Annotated in this window: 13 protein-coding genes; 10 read left to right on the top strand and 3 right to left on the bottom strand. The window is 34.9% G+C overall.

Annotated features, from left to right (window positions below; all coding sequences use genetic code 11):
- Window positions 1-40 precede the first annotated feature (40 nt).
- Together ABEG63_RS13535 and ABEG63_RS13530 are read left to right on the top strand one after the other, a co-directional pair.
- On the top strand, window positions 41-3,649 hold the full coding sequence (locus tag ABEG63_RS13535; protein ID WP_346585492.1) for a choice-of-anchor L domain-containing protein: 3,609 nt from the start codon (window positions 41-43) through the stop codon (window positions 3,647-3,649).
- Window positions 3,650-3,785: 136 nt separating this feature from the next.
- Window positions 3,786-6,164, top strand: coding sequence for a choice-of-anchor L domain-containing protein (locus ABEG63_RS13530; RefSeq protein ID WP_346585490.1), 2,379 nt, complete (start codon window positions 3,786-3,788; stop codon window positions 6,162-6,164).
- A 112-nt stretch (window positions 6,165-6,276) separates the two neighbouring features.
- Here the strand turns inward: ABEG63_RS13530 and rsmA are convergent, their stop codons facing one another.
- A complete protein-coding gene (gene rsmA / locus ABEG63_RS13525) occupies window positions 6,277-7,047 on the bottom strand; it encodes a 16S rRNA (adenine(1518)-N(6)/adenine(1519)-N(6))-dimethyltransferase RsmA (RefSeq protein WP_267406014.1) in 771 nt (256 codons plus the stop codon).
- A 92-nt stretch (window positions 7,048-7,139) separates the two neighbouring features.
- Here rsmA and ABEG63_RS13520 point away from each other — a divergent pair, with 92 nt between their 5' ends.
- From ABEG63_RS13520 to rluF, 6 genes are all read left to right on the top strand, one after another.
- Entirely contained in the window at window positions 7,140-8,039 is a 900-nt protein-coding gene (locus tag ABEG63_RS13520) for a permease-like cell division protein FtsX (RefSeq protein ID WP_267406016.1), read from the top strand.
- A 4-nt stretch (window positions 8,040-8,043) separates the two neighbouring features.
- Window positions 8,044-8,343, top strand: a complete 300-nt coding sequence (locus ABEG63_RS13515) for a DUF3098 domain-containing protein (RefSeq protein WP_346585487.1) — start codon at window positions 8,044-8,046, stop codon at window positions 8,341-8,343.
- Window positions 8,344-8,438: 95 nt separating this feature from the next.
- Window positions 8,439-9,257: an undecaprenyl-diphosphate phosphatase gene (locus tag ABEG63_RS13510; protein WP_346585485.1), complete on the top strand. Its 819-nt coding sequence runs from the start codon at window positions 8,439-8,441 to the stop codon at window positions 9,255-9,257.
- A 48-nt stretch (window positions 9,258-9,305) separates the two neighbouring features.
- Window positions 9,306-10,007, top strand: coding sequence for a tRNA pseudouridine(55) synthase TruB (gene truB, locus ABEG63_RS13505; RefSeq protein ID WP_346585483.1), 702 nt, complete (start codon window positions 9,306-9,308; stop codon window positions 10,005-10,007).
- Window positions 10,004-10,579, top strand: coding sequence for a hypothetical protein (locus ABEG63_RS13500; RefSeq protein WP_346585481.1), 576 nt, complete (start codon window positions 10,004-10,006; stop codon window positions 10,577-10,579). Before truB ends, ABEG63_RS13500 begins: the two co-directional genes overlap by 4 nt.
- Entirely contained in the window at window positions 10,579-11,301 is a 723-nt protein-coding gene (rluF, locus tag ABEG63_RS13495; RefSeq protein WP_346585479.1) for a 23S rRNA pseudouridine(2604) synthase RluF, read from the top strand. Before ABEG63_RS13500 ends, rluF begins: the two co-directional genes overlap by 1 nt.
- A gap of 70 nt (window positions 11,302-11,371) precedes the next feature.
- On the opposite strand, the gene ABEG63_RS13490 is transcribed toward rluF, so the two are convergent.
- The gene (locus tag ABEG63_RS13490; RefSeq protein ID WP_346585477.1) at window positions 11,372-12,676 is read right to left on the bottom strand and encodes a helix-hairpin-helix domain-containing protein; all 1,305 of its coding nucleotides are present in this window, start codon (window positions 12,674-12,676) and stop codon (window positions 11,372-11,374) included.
- Between the two features lie 176 nt (window positions 12,677-12,852).
- Window positions 12,853-13,197 (bottom strand): MerR family transcriptional regulator, encoded by a 345-nt coding sequence (locus ABEG63_RS13485; RefSeq protein ID WP_267406030.1) that lies wholly within the window; start codon window positions 13,195-13,197, stop codon window positions 12,853-12,855.
- Between the two features lie 441 nt (window positions 13,198-13,638).
- Between ABEG63_RS13485 and ABEG63_RS13480 the strand changes: the two genes are divergently transcribed.
- Together ABEG63_RS13480 and ABEG63_RS13475 are read left to right on the top strand one after the other, a co-directional pair.
- Window positions 13,639-14,229 (top strand): DUF6624 domain-containing protein, encoded by a 591-nt coding sequence (locus tag ABEG63_RS13480; RefSeq protein WP_312398217.1) that lies wholly within the window; start codon window positions 13,639-13,641, stop codon window positions 14,227-14,229.
- A gap of 122 nt (window positions 14,230-14,351) precedes the next feature.
- The gene (locus ABEG63_RS13475; protein WP_346585475.1) at window positions 14,352-15,254 is read left to right on the top strand and encodes a helix-turn-helix transcriptional regulator; all 903 of its coding nucleotides are present in this window, start codon (window positions 14,352-14,354) and stop codon (window positions 15,252-15,254) included.
- Window positions 15,255-15,315 lie beyond the last annotated feature (61 nt).

The raw sequence follows: 15,315 nt of genomic DNA, 5'->3' as shown, positions 1-15,315 counted from the left end.
TAATTAAAAAAAATAGTATTTTTGTTTAAAATAATATAAAATGTTAAATAGGAGGACAAGAAGTTTATTTTTGACTTTGTTGATGGCCTTTGTAAGTACTTTTACTTTCTCCCAAAACAGAAAAACGGGAAGTACTCATAAAGCTACGTCATCTACAATGAAGGCAGGATCTTTTATAGACGTTAATACCACAAACTATCCAGAATCCAGTTACAGTATTACTCAGTTGGTAAAAGATGTTTTGATTTCCGGAGGTTCTACATGTGCCACGGCAAATGTAACTAACGTTGTTGTTTCTCCTAATTTATCCGTTAGCGACCAAGGTAGAAGCTGGGGCTTTTTTAATAAAGGAACTACAGCGTTTCCTTTTGATAGAGGGATTATTCTTACTACAGGGCACGCCAGAAAAGCCGGAAATGTATTTCAATCTGGTCAGCTGAATGACGGTTTGCCAACTAATGGCGATACAGATTTAGCGACTGCTTTAAATGTAAGTAATTCAGACCTTCACGATGCTACTTATATCGAATTCGATTTTGTACCGACTTCTACGGAAGTTACGTTCAGATATATTTTTGCTTCTGAAGAATATGAAAGTAATTATCCTTGTACGATTGGAGACGGTTTTGCTTTATTGCTGAGACCTGCTTCAGGAGGTGCTTATACCAATCTTGCAGTGTTACCGGGTGGGGCAGGGCCTGTGAGTGTAACCAATATTCACCCAAATACTCAGTTTAATGGTGCTCCGTTGGCTTGTGCTGCTGCCAATGCTTCTTATTTCGGAGGATACAATACAACAAATATTCAAACCAATTTCAGCGGACGTACAATTCCATTAACAGCCAGAGCAACAGTAACTCCTGGGGTTACGTATCATTTTAAAATGGTTTTGGCAGATTATCAGGATTCAAATTATGATTCTGGGGTGTTTTTGGAAGCGGGTTCATTCAATATCGGAGTTAAATTGTTAGATCCGGCAGGGGTTCAATTGCCTCAATCTATTAATGTTTGTGATAATACACCTCAAACTTTTACAGCTTCTGTTCAAGGTTCTGGTGCTACTTTTCAGTGGTTGTTGAATAACGTTCCGATTACGGGGCAAACAGGACCAAGTTATACGGCAACAGCGCCGGGAACATATACCGTTCAGGTTTTTTTACCGGGAAATTCATGTCCGGGAACGGCTAGTGTAACAGTTGTGGGAGGAACTTCGCCCACGGTACAAAATTCTACATTAACCGCCTGCTATGTGCCGGGTAACGCATCCTTTAATTTAACATCGGCTCAGTCATCTATAAGTACGACGCCGGGGGCTACTTTTACGTATTATGTAAATCAGGCAGATGCTGTGGCTGGAAACGCAAGTAATATTGCAGTTCCTACGGCTTTCGGAAGTGCGGGAGGTCAGACTATTTATGTTTTGGTTAAAAATGGTTTCTGTTCTAAAATTGCAGAGTTACAATTAATTAAAGCGCCACAATCTACAGTTTCTATCGCGCCGCCAACCGTTTTAACGTGTACGAATTCTCAAATAACATTAAATGCTTCGGCATCAACTTATCCTACAGGTTCTACATTTAACTGGACGACGACAGGCGGAAATATTGTTTCAGGTGGAAACACTTTGAACCCCGTGATAAACGCTGCGGGAACATATACTTTAACGATTTCAAATACCTATCAACCGGGAAATACGGTTTGCTCTACTTCTGGATCAATTACCGTAACAGGAGACAGCGCACCGCCTACGACGGGGCTTACAGCTTCTAAAATTCAAATCTGCGCCGGAGAATCTGTTACTTTAACGGCTTCCGGAGGAGCAACTTATAATTGGGGAGGCGGTCTTACAGGAACAGGAAATACACAAACCGTGACACCAACAGCAACAACTACTTATACAGTGACAGCTGTGGGGGCAAATGGCTGTGTTTCTTCAACTTCTGCAACCATTACCATTGATGTTTCACAGCCGATTACGGTGAATAATGCTTCTTTAATTAAATGTTATGAACCGGGAAATATTACTTATGATTTAACTTCGGCTCAGCCACAGATGACAACGGCGCCAGGGGTTACTTTTGATTATTATTTGCTTCAGGCTGATGCTAATGCAGGAAATGCGAATACTATTGCAACTCCAACTGCTTATCAGAGTGCAGGAAATCAAACAATTTATGTTTTGGTGAAAAACGGAGGTTGTCACTATGTGGTTACATTACAATTGATAAGAACTGCAACCACCAATCTGTCAGTAGCAACTCCTCAAACCATTACATGTACGACGACGCAAGTTACATTGAATGCTTCGGCATCTGTAATTCCGGCAGGGTCTACAATTCAATGGACGACATCTGGGACAGGAAATATCGTTTCAGGAGCAAATACATTAACCCCGATTGTTAATCAGGGCGGAACTTATACTTTAACGGTAACCAATGTTACTTTGCCACAAAATTTAACATGTACATTTACCATCAGTGTAAATGTAATTAAAGATACAACGCCTCCTGTAACAACGGTAGTTTCATCACTTCCACAAATTTGTGCAGGAGAATCTGTTACCTTAACGGCTTCTGGTGGTTCCACTTATACTTGGGGGAATGGTCTTACGGGAACGGGAAGTACTCAAACTGTATCACCAACTTCAACAACAGTTTATACCGTAACTGCGATCGGAGCTAATGGATGTGTATCTGCAACGCCTGCCACAGTGACAGTAATTGTTGGCCCCCCAGTGGCAATTTTAGCAGCTTCAAAAAGTAAAATTTGTGCCGGAGAAACAATTACATTAACAGCTTCCGGAGGTGTTACATATGAATGGATAGGTTTACCAGGAAATGGACCAACTCAGACGGTGACACCATTAACGACAACAACATATGAAGTATTTGCATTAGGTGGAAACGGTTGTAAAGTGGCTAATCCTACAACGATTAAAATTGAAGTAGTACCTGCGATTGTTTCAACATTAGAAGATGTGTACGTATGTGTTGGAGATACAGGAATTTTAGATGCTGGAGCAGGCCCGAATTATACTTACCTTTGGAGTAATGGTGCAACTACGCAAACTATTTCTACAAATGTTGTTGGCCCTTATTCTGTGACAATCAGCAATGGGGTTTGTTCCAAAACATTCTCAGCTCAGTTATTAAATCCAGATTTACCACAGTTTACCAATGTAGGATATGAAAACCATGTTCTTACTCTTACAACAACAAACCCAACGGGAGGGCCTTTAGAATTTTCTATTGATGGAGGAGTAACTTGGCAAAATTCAAATGTATTCTATAATGTGTTGGATAATGCAAATTATAATTTCATGGTAAGAGTAGTTGGTGCGAAATGTAGTACAACATTGCAGTATTTCACATTTGTGGTTGCAAATGCGATCACGCCAAACTACGATGGGGTAAATGATGAGGTAGATTTTACAGGAATCAGCAAGTACAATAATTTCTCTGCATCTATTTTCGATAGATATGGTGCTGAAATATTCAAAGCTTCGAAAGGAAATACCGTTTGGAGAGGTACCGTGAAAGGTCTTGTGTTGCCAACTGCTACGTATTGGTACAGAGTGCAATGGGAGAATCCTGCGAGTAAAAAATTAGATCAGCGTTCCGGCTGGATATTGCTGAAAAATAGAAATTAAAGAAAATTTAATAATAAAAATCATATAATCTAAAAGTCTTTCATAATTGAGAGACTTTTGTTTTTTATGATAAAAAAAGTTAAATATCTATGTGGTATATTTAAAAAAAAATTAAATTTGTTGAAACAAAAGTATTATGAGAAGATATCTACCGTTTTTATTATTTTTAGTTTCATCAAATTTCCTTTTTTCACAAAATGCTCCCCCCAGAAAAGTTAACACTAAACCCAGAAATCTAGATAAAAAAGCAGGCGCTTTTATAGATGTAAATGCACCGAGTTACGCAGAATCGGCTTATACCATTACTCAATTGGTAAAAGACGTATTGATATCTTCGGGTACCAACTCTTGTGTGACTCCAAGTGTGTCGAATGTGGTGGTTAACCCTGGATTGGCGGCGAGTAATCCTAACAGAGCTTGGGGATATTTTAACAGAGCGACAACGGCTTTTCCGTTTAAAGATGGAATTATTCTAATGACGGGGAAGGCGAGTGAAGCAGGAAACTCTTATATAGATTATGATACGCCTATCAGTACTTTGGGATTCAATTTAGGAACTCCAAGTGATCCTGATTTGGTGGCTGCTACCAATCCTTCAGTTTCTTTGCAGGATGCGGCAATCTTAGAGTTCGATTTTATACCGACCTCTTCTCAGGTTAAATTTAATTATCTTTTTGCCTCTGAAGAATATACGGGTACTTTCCCTTGTAGTTTTTCTGATGCATTTGCTTTATTGCTAAGACCTTCTTCGGGCGGTCCTTATATTAATATGGCGGTTCTTCCTAGTGGAGCGGGACCTGTGAGTGTAACAAACATCAGACCTGATACTCAATATAACGGAAGTAACCTGTATTGCGGTGCTGTGAATCCAACTTTTTTCGCAGGATATAATAACGCAAATATAGAAACCAACTTCAGCGGTCGTACAATACCTCTTACTGCTACTGCAACAGTAGTACCGGGGCAGTCTTATCATTTTAAAATGGTAATTGCAGATGCTACGGATAGAAGTTATGATTCAGCTGTTTTCCTTGAAGGAGGATCTTTCAACATTGGTGTTGAATTATTAGACCCAAGTGGTGCTACGTTACCTCCTTCGGTAAATGTTTGTGATAATATTCCACAGGTGATTACGGCTTCTGTAAGTGATCCTAATTTATTATATCAGTGGTATAGAGACGGTGTAGCATTGCCTGGAGCAACTTCTAACTCAATTACGGTAGTTACACCGGGAGATTACGAAATCGAAGTTTCAGTTCCTGGAAACCCTTGTCCGGGTAAAGCATCTATTAAGGTAATCGGAGGGTTTACTCCATTGGCACAAGATGCAACGTTACTGCTTTGTACAACGCCTGATATTACGACTTATGATTTAACACAGGCAATTCCTTTAATAAGTCCAACGCCGGGTGCTGTTTTCTTTTTCTATGAAAATCAAGCAGATGCTTTGGCGCAAAATGGAAATTACATTACCAATATTTTAAATTATAATGGAACTGACGGTCAGATTTTATATACCGTAGTTTCAAACGGACTTTTCTGTAGTAAGCTGATCGAATTAACCCTAGCAAAAGAGCCCGCGCCAACAGCTCAGGTAAGTTCAAACAGAGTTAAAGTTTGTCCGGGAGAATCTGTAAATCTAAAAGCAACAGGAGGTGCAACTTATCTATGGGAAAACTTCCCGGGTACAGGTGATACTCAAACGGTAACTTTAAATCAAACAACAACATTCAAAGTATATGCGATAGGGCCAAAAGGATGTAGATCTTTAAATCCTGCAATTATTACAGTAGAAGTTACCGATGAGCTTACAAGTCCTTTAAGAGATGTGCAAGTATGTTTAGGTGACAGAGTAACATTAGATGCCGGAGCGAATCCTAAATATAAATATCTATGGAGTACAGGTGCAACTACACCAACAATTGAGGTAAATCAATGGGGAGTGTACACGGTAGAAATCGATAATGGTTTCTGTAAGAAAATCTTTGAAGCTAAAGTAATGGCAGCACCAATTCCGTACTTTACTTATATAAGCTATGACAACGATCATAATTTAACTTTAACAGCTGAAAATCCACCGATTAATAATATTACGGGTGTGTTGGAATATTCAGTTGATAACGGAATTACTTGGCAGGAATCTAACGTATTCTCAGGCCTTTTAGATAATACAAACTATACAATTTTTGTAAGAGTAAAAGGAACTTCTTGTATGGGAACGATTGATTTCTTTACATTAAAGATCAACAATATTATTACTCCGAACGAAGATGGTGTAAATGATGTGTTAGACCTTACAACGCTTACGAAATACAAAAACTTTGTAGGTTCTATTTATGACAGATATGGTGTTGAGATGTTTAAATTCTCTAAAGAAACCCCAATCTGGAACGGAACAGTAGGCGGTAAGAGATTGCCGACAGGTACATACTGGTACAAATTCAATTTCGACTATGATAAATCAAAAGCGAAAATGGAAAGAGCAGGATGGATCTTGCTGAAAAACAGAGAATAATTTGTAACAGATAATGCAACAAAAAAGCCTTTCAGATTTATTTTGAAAGGCTTTTTTTATTTGATGAAATTTTTGAATTCCTACATCAATTCAATCTTTACATCAAAAGAAATTATTGATTTTCTTTCCAAAGTTGAGTAAAGGCGATGAAATCTGCAACGCTCAATTCTTCTGCTCTTTTATCCATAAATTCATGAGTTTTTAAAGCTTCAGGAATATTTAATGGTTTTAAAGCATTCGACAGTTTTTTTCTTCTTTGATTGAATCCCGTTTTTACAATTTGCTTAAATAATATTTCGTTTCCGGCTAAACCTTCTTTTGGATTTCTTGTTAATCGGATAACTCCAGATTTTACTTTCGGTGGCGGATTAAACACGTTTTCATGCACTGTAAACATATAAGAAGTATCGTAATAAGCCTGAATTAAAACAGACAAAATTCCATAATCCTTTGTTCTCGGAACCGCGGCTGTTCTTTCTGCAACTTCCTTTTGAAACATTCCTACCATTTCAGGAATCAATTCATAATGATCGATGATCTGAAATAAAATTTGCGAAGAAATATTATAAGGAAAGTTCCCTATGATGGCAATTTGTTCGTCTCCTATAAATGCAAAATCCTGTTTCAGAAAATCTCCTACAAAAGTATTTTCTGTAATTTTAGGATAGTTGTTTTTCAGGTATTCGATAGATTCCGTATCAATCTCTGCAAGGTAAGTCGTTTGATCTTTTTCCAGTAAATATTTGGTAAGAACTCCCATTCCGGGGCCTACTTCCATAACGTTATTATAGCCTTCAAAACTAAGACCTTCTACGATTTTTCTTGCGATGTTTTCATCCGTCAAAAAGTGTTGACCAAGATGCTTTTTTGCTTTTACACTCAATGTTTTTTATGATTTTATTAACAGTGATTTTCTCTTTTTCGTTCCCAAATTTCGGAAGATTTTTTCTATTTTAGCCAAAAATTTTAATATTAATGGCTAAATCTGTAGATGAATTTAATAAGAAAAGGCTTCGTTCCAGCAATATTACAGTGGTAATAAGTATTGCCTTAGTGTTATTTTTGTTAGGATTAATGGGGCTTATTTTAATTAATGCTCAGAAATATTCCGACTATATCAAAGAACAGCTTGTAGTAAATGCTTATTTTGATGAAAATTATGATGCTAAAGATTCTGTAAAAATTGCAAAAATGGAAGCTGAAGTTCTGAAAGAAGTACAGACGTTGGCTCCCGTAAAAAAAGCGACTTATATTTCCAGAGAAGTGGCATCTAAGGAAGCTAAAAAAAGTATGGGAATTGATACCGATGCACTTTTCGAAGAAAACATTTTCCCATCATCTATAGAAGTTGCTTTAAAGCCGGAATATGTAGATCCTGCAAAAATTGACGGTGCGATTAAAGTGATCAAAGCCGTTCCGGGAATTCTGGAAGTGAAGAACGACAGTACTTTAATGGTAGACGTTTACAATAACTTAAGCAGAATTTTAAAATGGATCTTAGGCTTCTCTATCTTGTTCTTGATCTTGGCGGTTGTGTTGATTAACAATTCTATCCGTCTGAAAATATTCTCCAAAAGATTTATCATTAAAACCATGCAGTTGGTAGGTGCGAAGAGAAGATTTATCTTAAAACCATTCATAATCGAAGCTATTGTTTTAGGAGCTATCGGTTCTGTAATCGGGCTTTTGGCATTGTTCGGGGTTTGGTATTATTTCACAAGCCAGATTGGTTCTGCCTTCGTTCAGGATACTAATCAATACTTCTGGTTGGTAATTTTAGTCCTTGGTGTGGGTATTTTTATTACGGTTTTAAGTACAGTTATTGCAACTTGGAGATTCTTAAGATCAAGTGTAGACGATTTATATTACTCTTAATAAAATGAGCAAAAAAACAAATAAATTTTCCGCAGAAAGCTTCGGTAAAGAAACTGCTGAAACGCCACAGGAAAACACTTTTTATTTCGGACAGCAAAACTTCAAATGGATGCTGATTGGTTTAGCATTTATCGTTGTCGGTTTTCTTCTGATGATGGGTGCTGATGCCAATACGATAGACGGAAAATTTGATCCACATTCGTGGAATGAAGATATTTTTTCCATTCGCAGAATCAGAATTGCACCGCTATTTGTGGTCATCGGTTTTGCCATCGAAGTATACGCGATTTTAAAAAGAAAATAGAAAATAAATTTTTATTTAAAGATTAAGAAATTCAGAGATTTGGGCAGGGTGTTCTAAATTTCTCAATTTCTTAATCTTTTAATTTTAGATAAATTATGGATTTAATCAATGCAATCATCATTGCCATTATAGAAGGTCTTACAGAGTATCTTCCTATTTCTTCCACTGCACACATGGGTTTCACAGCCAATCTAATGGGGCTTGAAGAAACCGAATTTTTAAAAATGTTTCAGGTTTCCATTCAATTTGGAGCTATTTTATCAGTTGTTGTGGCTTATTGGAAAAAATTCTTCGATCTGAATAATTTACAGTTTTATTTTAAGCTGGCTTTTGCGGTAGTTCCTGCATTGGTTTTGGGCTATTTATTTGATGATAAGATTGAAGCTGTTTTAGGAAATCAAATTGCTATTTCATCCGTTTTGGTATTGGGTGGAGTCGTTCTTTTGTTTGCTGATAAATGGTTTAGAAATCCAAAAATCGACGACGAAAAAGGAATTACAATAAAAAATGCCGTAACCATTGGTTTTTGGCAATGTCTTGCGATGATGCCGGGAACGAGTAGAAGTGCGGCTTCTATCATCGGTGGTATGGCTCAGGGATTAACAAGAAAAGCTGCCGCTGAATTCTCTTTCTTTTTGGCAGTTCCTACGATGTTGGCGGTTACTGTCTATTCAGTTTTTGTGAAAACTTGGGGGAAAGAAACTCCGAATCCGCAAAAAGGATATGAAATGATTTTGGCTTCACAAGATCACATTATGATTTTTATTGTAGGAAATGTGGTGGCGTTTATAGTTGCTTTAATTGCCATTAAAGCTTTCATCGGTGTATTGAATAAATATGGTTTCAAACCTTGGGGTTGGTATCGTATTTTCGTTGGATTAGCTTTGTTGATTTATTTTTATTTCTTTAAATAAACTAATAACTAAAAACCATCAACTAACAACAATTTTTCCTTATAATTAATGACAGCTGAAGATTTACAATCAGGACACATTTTTTTATTAGACAAACCTTTGGATTGGACTTCATTTCAGGCAGTCAATAAAATGAAATACAAACTCAAAAGAGAGTTTAATTTACCTAAAAAATTCAAAATTGGTCATGCGGGAACGTTAGATCCACGTGCAACCGGGCTTCTTATTGTTTGCTGCGGAAAATTTACCAAGAAAATCCCAGAAATACAGGATGCTCCAAAAGAATACTGGACCGAAATAAAAATTGGAGTTCAGACAGAATCTTACGACACCGAAAAACCTGAAATTCTTCATCAGGATATTGCTCATATCACCGAAGAAGCGGTAAATACTGCTTTAGAAAAATTCATTGGTGAAATCGATCAGAAGCCACCTGTATTTTCAGCGATTAAAATTGATGGACAAAGAGCTTATAATCTGGCAAGAGCTGGTGAAGAGGTTGAAATGAAATCCAGAAAAACAACTATTCTTTATATTAAAGATGTCGAAATTAATTTTCCGTTGGTAAGTTTTACGGTGGGATGCTCTAAAGGTACTTATATCCGTAGTTTAGCTCATGATATCGGGCACGAATTAGGTGTTGGAGCTTATCTTACTCAATTGAGGAGAACAAAAATTGGTGATTATAAAATTGAAGATGCAACATCTGATTTTTTAGAAAACGAGTTCAGATTTGAAAATACGATATGATAAAAAATCTATTTTTATTACTTACTTTATCCAGCTCAATGCTGGTTTTTTCACAAAATACAGAGACTAAAAAGCAATCGATGGGGTTTTATTTTAATCCTTCGGTGAATGTTGGTCTCAATTTGAAAAAAGAAAGAAATACAGATTATAATTCTCAATATGTTCAACAGGAAATTCCGCGTAAATTAACGTATGGAATTACTGCAATTGGTGGTTACAATTTTCTTCCTAACTTTGCAATTGGAACTGGTTTTCGATATAGTTTTATGCAGGATAATTTCCATTTAATTTATTGGGTTATTCAGCCTAAAATTGTCTTTGAACCGGGAGACCGCCCGTTTTATATTGATTTGAATTATGGAAAACAATTGAATAATGCGGTAGTTAATAATTCAGAATTTTGGGGCGGTAGATTGGGAATACAGGTTTCTTATTCTAAAAGATTGAGCCAGGAAGGAGGAATCTTTTTTGAAGGACATAAATTGGGAAGTTCTAACGCTAAATATGTTGGTTTAAGCTACGGAATTACAATTTTCAGCAATAAAAATTATACAGGTTACGGAGAAGATTAATGGAAAAAACACGTATTAATAAATATTTATCAGAAGTTGGATACTGCTCACGAAGAGCCGCAGATAAACTTTTGGAAGAAGGAAGGATAAAAATCAATGGACAAATTCCTGAGTTGGGAACAAAAGTTTCTGATGAAGATGTGGTAGAAGTTGACGGAAAACCCATCCGTGAACCTCAGGAAAAGCATGTTTATATTGCGTTCAATAAACCTGTTGGAATTGTTTGTACCACAGATTCTAAACGTGAAAAAAATAATATTGTCGATTACATCAATCATCCAAAAAGAATTTTCCCGATCGGAAGACTGGATAAGCCTAGTGAAGGTTTAATTCTTTTAACCAGCGATGGAGATATCGTTAATAAAATTCTAAGAGCAAAGAATAACCACGAAAAAGAATATTTGGTACGAGTGGATAAGCCCATTACACCAAAATTTCTTGACAAGATGAGAAATGGAGTTCCCATTTTGGATACGGTTACAAGAAAATGTGAGGTAGAAAAAATTGATGAAATGAATTTCAGAATTGTTCTTACCCAAGGACTGAACCGACAAATCCGCAGAATGTGCGAACATCTTGGCTATGACGTGAAAAAATTAAAGAGAGTTCGTATTATGAACATAAAATTAGATCTTCCAATTGGAAAATGGAGAGATCTTACAGAAGATGAATTTTCAGTTTTAAATAAAAGCTTGGAAAGTTCTAGCAAAACATTTGAATAATGATTGTCTTCATTTTTGAAATAAAAAAGTTTCGGCTCCGCTTTGCGGAGCCGAAACTTTTACCAATATATTATTTAACATAAAGTCGCATTCTCGTTTCGTATTCAGGCTTGAGTTTCAAAAACTTCCAAATTTTCTTATCATCGGGATAACTGGTGCGATAGAAAATGATTTTATCGGCAGAATATTTAAAATACGGATGATTTTTCAGCCATTCTTCAGGAGCATCAACCAACGTGTATTTTTCGACTTCAGAAGTGTTTAATTGACAAATTGAAATTAATTTCTGAACCAATTCTTTATCAATATTATAAGTTGTCAAAATTTGTTCTTTTGTGGCAAATCCGCCGAGTTTTTTTCTGAAACCAAGCATGGAACCAGCGGCTTTTTCATCTAAGCCAAATTCTAAAAGTTGCTTGAACGTAATTTTGTTTAAATCGATTTTAGAAAAGTCTGTTTTTTCCTGTTTAATTTCTGCTTTCGGAGCTGATTCTGTATTCTTAGCAATTGTAGCTGAATTAAGCTTTATATAAGATTTTAATTCATTAAATTTTTCTTCCGAAATCACAAAACACTTCTGGATATCTTCTACATTTTTAAAGCTTCCTTTCAAATTTCGATCTCTGTAATTTACAATCACTTTAGCCTGACCTTCTGAAAAACCCAGTTTTTTCCAACCTTGAATATCTAAAATATTAGGGTCAAAATTGCTGTAATTGATTTTACTTTTTTCTGAATTGAAATTTTTAGCAAAACCTCTGAAATTTTCAGGTGTTTTCTCCGGAAGAATAAGATAAGGTGCTAATTTGCTGTAATTTTCATCATTAATAATAAAACATTCTTTAAATTTTTCTTTACTTACAAAACTTCCACCCAAATAGTTTTTATACTTTAAAATAGCTTCCGACTGTTTTTCGCTGAAACCTAATTTTATCCAATCATTTACAGAATAGTGGTCTGGGTTAAATTTTGCAGAAATATTGATCGTCTTCCTTTCAAAATTTTTAAAATGATCCGATTTTGCTTCTTTATTGGTTTCGGGTAAAATAATATAAGATTCCAATTCGGAAAATTTCTCTGCGGAAACGGCAAAACATTTTTTGAATTGTTCTTTGGAAATAAACTGTCCGCCAACCACTTTCTTATAATTTAAAATGGTTGCAATTTGCTTATCAGAAAATCCTAGATTTTCCCATTGTTTTTGATCTAAATCATTCGGATTAAATTCTGATAAGGCAATATGTGAAGCACTTTTCGTAATAAATTTAATATCAGAAAAGTCTTCTCTGCCTTTGCTTGTAAATTTTTGAAAGACAAAAAAGATAAGGAGTAACATCCCCATGAATGCCATTTTCTGGTAATAGTTTTTTTTCATTCAGTTAAATTAAATATAAAAGATTATCGAATGCAATAGGTTGATAATGATTAGTTTATTTTGATAAGTGAATTTTGTAAAATTAATTTTAAAATTACGTTAAAATGTATGTTTTCTAGAATAAATTAAAAAAAGGCACCTTAAAAAGATGCCTTTTTGTATATTTTGTATTCAATTTACTCAGAGTCGGGTTCTGATAAAGAATCTTTAAGCTTTAAAAGTTCTGCTTTTACAAATTCTAATCGGTCAATAAGTGTTATCGTTTCAGATATTTTGCTGTTGGTCGTAAGAGCAATACGGGCGCCGTCTAAGGTGTAGCCTTTCTCTTTCACCAAATGATAGATGATTTGTAGGTTTTTAATATCTTCGGGCGTGAAATATCGGTTCCCTTTTTTGTTTTTTTTAGGCTTGATAATAGGGAATTCTTGTTCCCAATATCTTATTAATGAAGTGTTTACATCGAATGCTTTGGCAACTTCTCCTATAGAATAATATAATTTATCAGGTAAATTTATCTTCATTTTTAAAATCCTAAAGTTCAAAGATAAAACTTTTTTAAGTTTTGAGGAAAATATATGCATTTGATTATCATGATTTATTGCCTGATCATCTTGGTTTACCATTAATTTGAATCTGTTTCATTCCATAGTCTGATAAAGAAAAATACATTTAAAACACATTGTGCATTTTAAAATATGCTTGATTTTAGATTGTTGATTTTTTGTTTAAATAGTTATTATTAATAAATTGAACAATTGTAAGAGTTGTAATCTTTGCTAAAACTCTTGTTTTGAATCATTAAATATTTTTGCATAAGCGGTGGTGCGCAAAAACCTCTGTTTGGATAATACTGTTCATCTTTAACATATTTTATTCCGACACTTAAAAATAATTCCTATTTTTACAATTAACTTTTAACCAAAAATGGTCAATCTATTTTAGAATATGACCCCAAAATAGACATGAAAATAAAAAAAATAGTATTTAGCATATTAGCCGCTCTTGTTTTAATGATATCAATATTCCTTTATATGAATAAGGATAAATTTGTTTATGTAGGTTCAGTAGATATTATTGAAGTAGATTGTAGCAAAAAACGTCAAATCTTGAGCGAAGTTTTAGAAAGTGACCAAAGGATTAGAAAATCAAATGAACTCATCAAATACGCTAAAGAAGACCATAGGAATCAAGAATTGGTGATTAGTATTATTGAAAAGTGTGGTATGCCAACACTAAAGGAGGTAGATCAAAGACAAATGGATGCAATCTGGTTGGGGCTGCAACATAGTACTAAAGAAATCAGAAAAAAGTATTTTCCGCAAATAGAGAAAGCAGTTGAAAACGGAGACTTATCTAAATCACAATACGCATTGATGAAAGATAGGATGTTAATGGACGAAGGGAAACCTCAAATATATGGTTCACAAATAGAAAATGGTAAATTGTATAAATTAGAAAATCCTGAAACGGTGAACGAAAGAAGAAAAGAAATAGGAATGGAGCCAATAGAGGATTATTTAAAGAATTTCAATATCCAGTTCAATCCGAATTAACAACTTATTTCTTTGTATTCATAATGCATAACGGGTACTTTTAAAGTTAATTATCAGGTAACCTAATTTTAATGTAAAATATAGACGGCAACGATTGTTAATCCTTATTTTTATACCTACATTTGATTAAAATAATAACTGCATTGGATTCTATTTCGGTACTTAATATAGACTTGTTTCAGAAGGGAAAGAATACTTCTGATTTCTATTTTAGTACAGTGCAGAATCACTTGATTGTAGGCCATCGGCATCTCGAAAAAGCGCATCGACACGACTTTTACGCTACGATTTTATTTACGAAAGGAAGTGGAGTTCATGAGATTGATTTTCAAAAATATACGGTAGAAGCCGGAAGTTTATTTTTTATGTCGCCGGGGCAGATTCACAGTTGGGAACTTTCTAATGATATTGAAGGTTATCTTTTCTTTTGTCTTCAGGATTTTTACGAACTTCATTATGTGAACCAAAAACTTCGCAATTTTCCTTTCTTCGGATCAGTTAATTTTCCCCGAAAACTTCAGTTAAATGAATTGGAATTAAATGAAAATTTAACCTTATTTCAAGAGTTGGAAAAGGAATATCATGCCCAAGATATCATGAAAAACGGACTGATGCTTTCGTTGATGTCTAATATTTTCATTAAATCTACAAGGCAGTTTTCCAGAGATTTTGACCACTTGGCTTCATCGGCAAGTCTTTCTTATTTTAAGCATTATCAGGAGTTCGAAACGTTGGTTGAACTATATTTTACAAAAGAAAAAAGCATCACTTTCTATGCGTCATTAATGAATATTTCATCCAAACATTTAAATCGAATTATGCAAACGGTTGTTCAGAAAACCGCAACCGATGTGATTACGGAAAGAGTAGTGCTGGAAGCCAAAAGAATGTTGATGTATCTTGATGAAAGTCTTGTAGAAATTGCTTTTCGATTGGGGTATGAAGAATATTCTTATTTTGTGAGAGTATTCCGAAAAACTTCCGGAATGACTCCCACGCAATTTATTAAAAAATACAAGGCTTAATGGTTTATAGTTTATAGTTTATAGTTTTTGGTTGATGGTTTTTAGTTGATAGCATATCCGT

The sequence above is a fragment of the Chryseobacterium sp. C39-AII1 genome, from assembly GCF_039672645.1.
GTDB lineage: Bacteria > Bacteroidota > Bacteroidia > Flavobacteriales > Weeksellaceae > Chryseobacterium.
This window is presented reverse-complemented; position numbering and strand designations above follow the sequence as displayed.

Coding starts and splice junctions, on each gene's coding strand:
- ABEG63_RS13490 (WP_346585477.1), bottom strand. CDS start 12,676: ATGAAAAAAAACTATTACCAGAAAATGGCATTCATGGGGATGTTACTC.
- ABEG63_RS13535 (WP_346585492.1), top strand. CDS start 41: ATGTTAAATAGGAGGACAAGAAGTTTATTTTTGACTTTGTTGATGGCC.
- ABEG63_RS13485 (WP_267406030.1), bottom strand. CDS start 13,197: ATGAAGATAAATTTACCTGATAAATTATATTATTCTATAGGAGAAGTT.
- ABEG63_RS13480 (WP_312398217.1), top strand. CDS start 13,639: ATGAAAATAAAAAAAATAGTATTTAGCATATTAGCCGCTCTTGTTTTA.
- ABEG63_RS13515 (WP_346585487.1), top strand. CDS start 8,044: ATGAGCAAAAAAACAAATAAATTTTCCGCAGAAAGCTTCGGTAAAGAA.
- ABEG63_RS13510 (WP_346585485.1), top strand. CDS start 8,439: ATGGATTTAATCAATGCAATCATCATTGCCATTATAGAAGGTCTTACA.
- ABEG63_RS13530 (WP_346585490.1), top strand. CDS start 3,786: ATGAGAAGATATCTACCGTTTTTATTATTTTTAGTTTCATCAAATTTC.
- ABEG63_RS13520 (WP_267406016.1), top strand. CDS start 7,140: ATGGCTAAATCTGTAGATGAATTTAATAAGAAAAGGCTTCGTTCCAGC.
- rluF (WP_346585479.1), top strand. CDS start 10,579: ATGGAAAAAACACGTATTAATAAATATTTATCAGAAGTTGGATACTGC.
- truB (WP_346585483.1), top strand. CDS start 9,306: ATGACAGCTGAAGATTTACAATCAGGACACATTTTTTTATTAGACAAA.
- ABEG63_RS13500 (WP_346585481.1), top strand. CDS start 10,004: ATGATAAAAAATCTATTTTTATTACTTACTTTATCCAGCTCAATGCTG.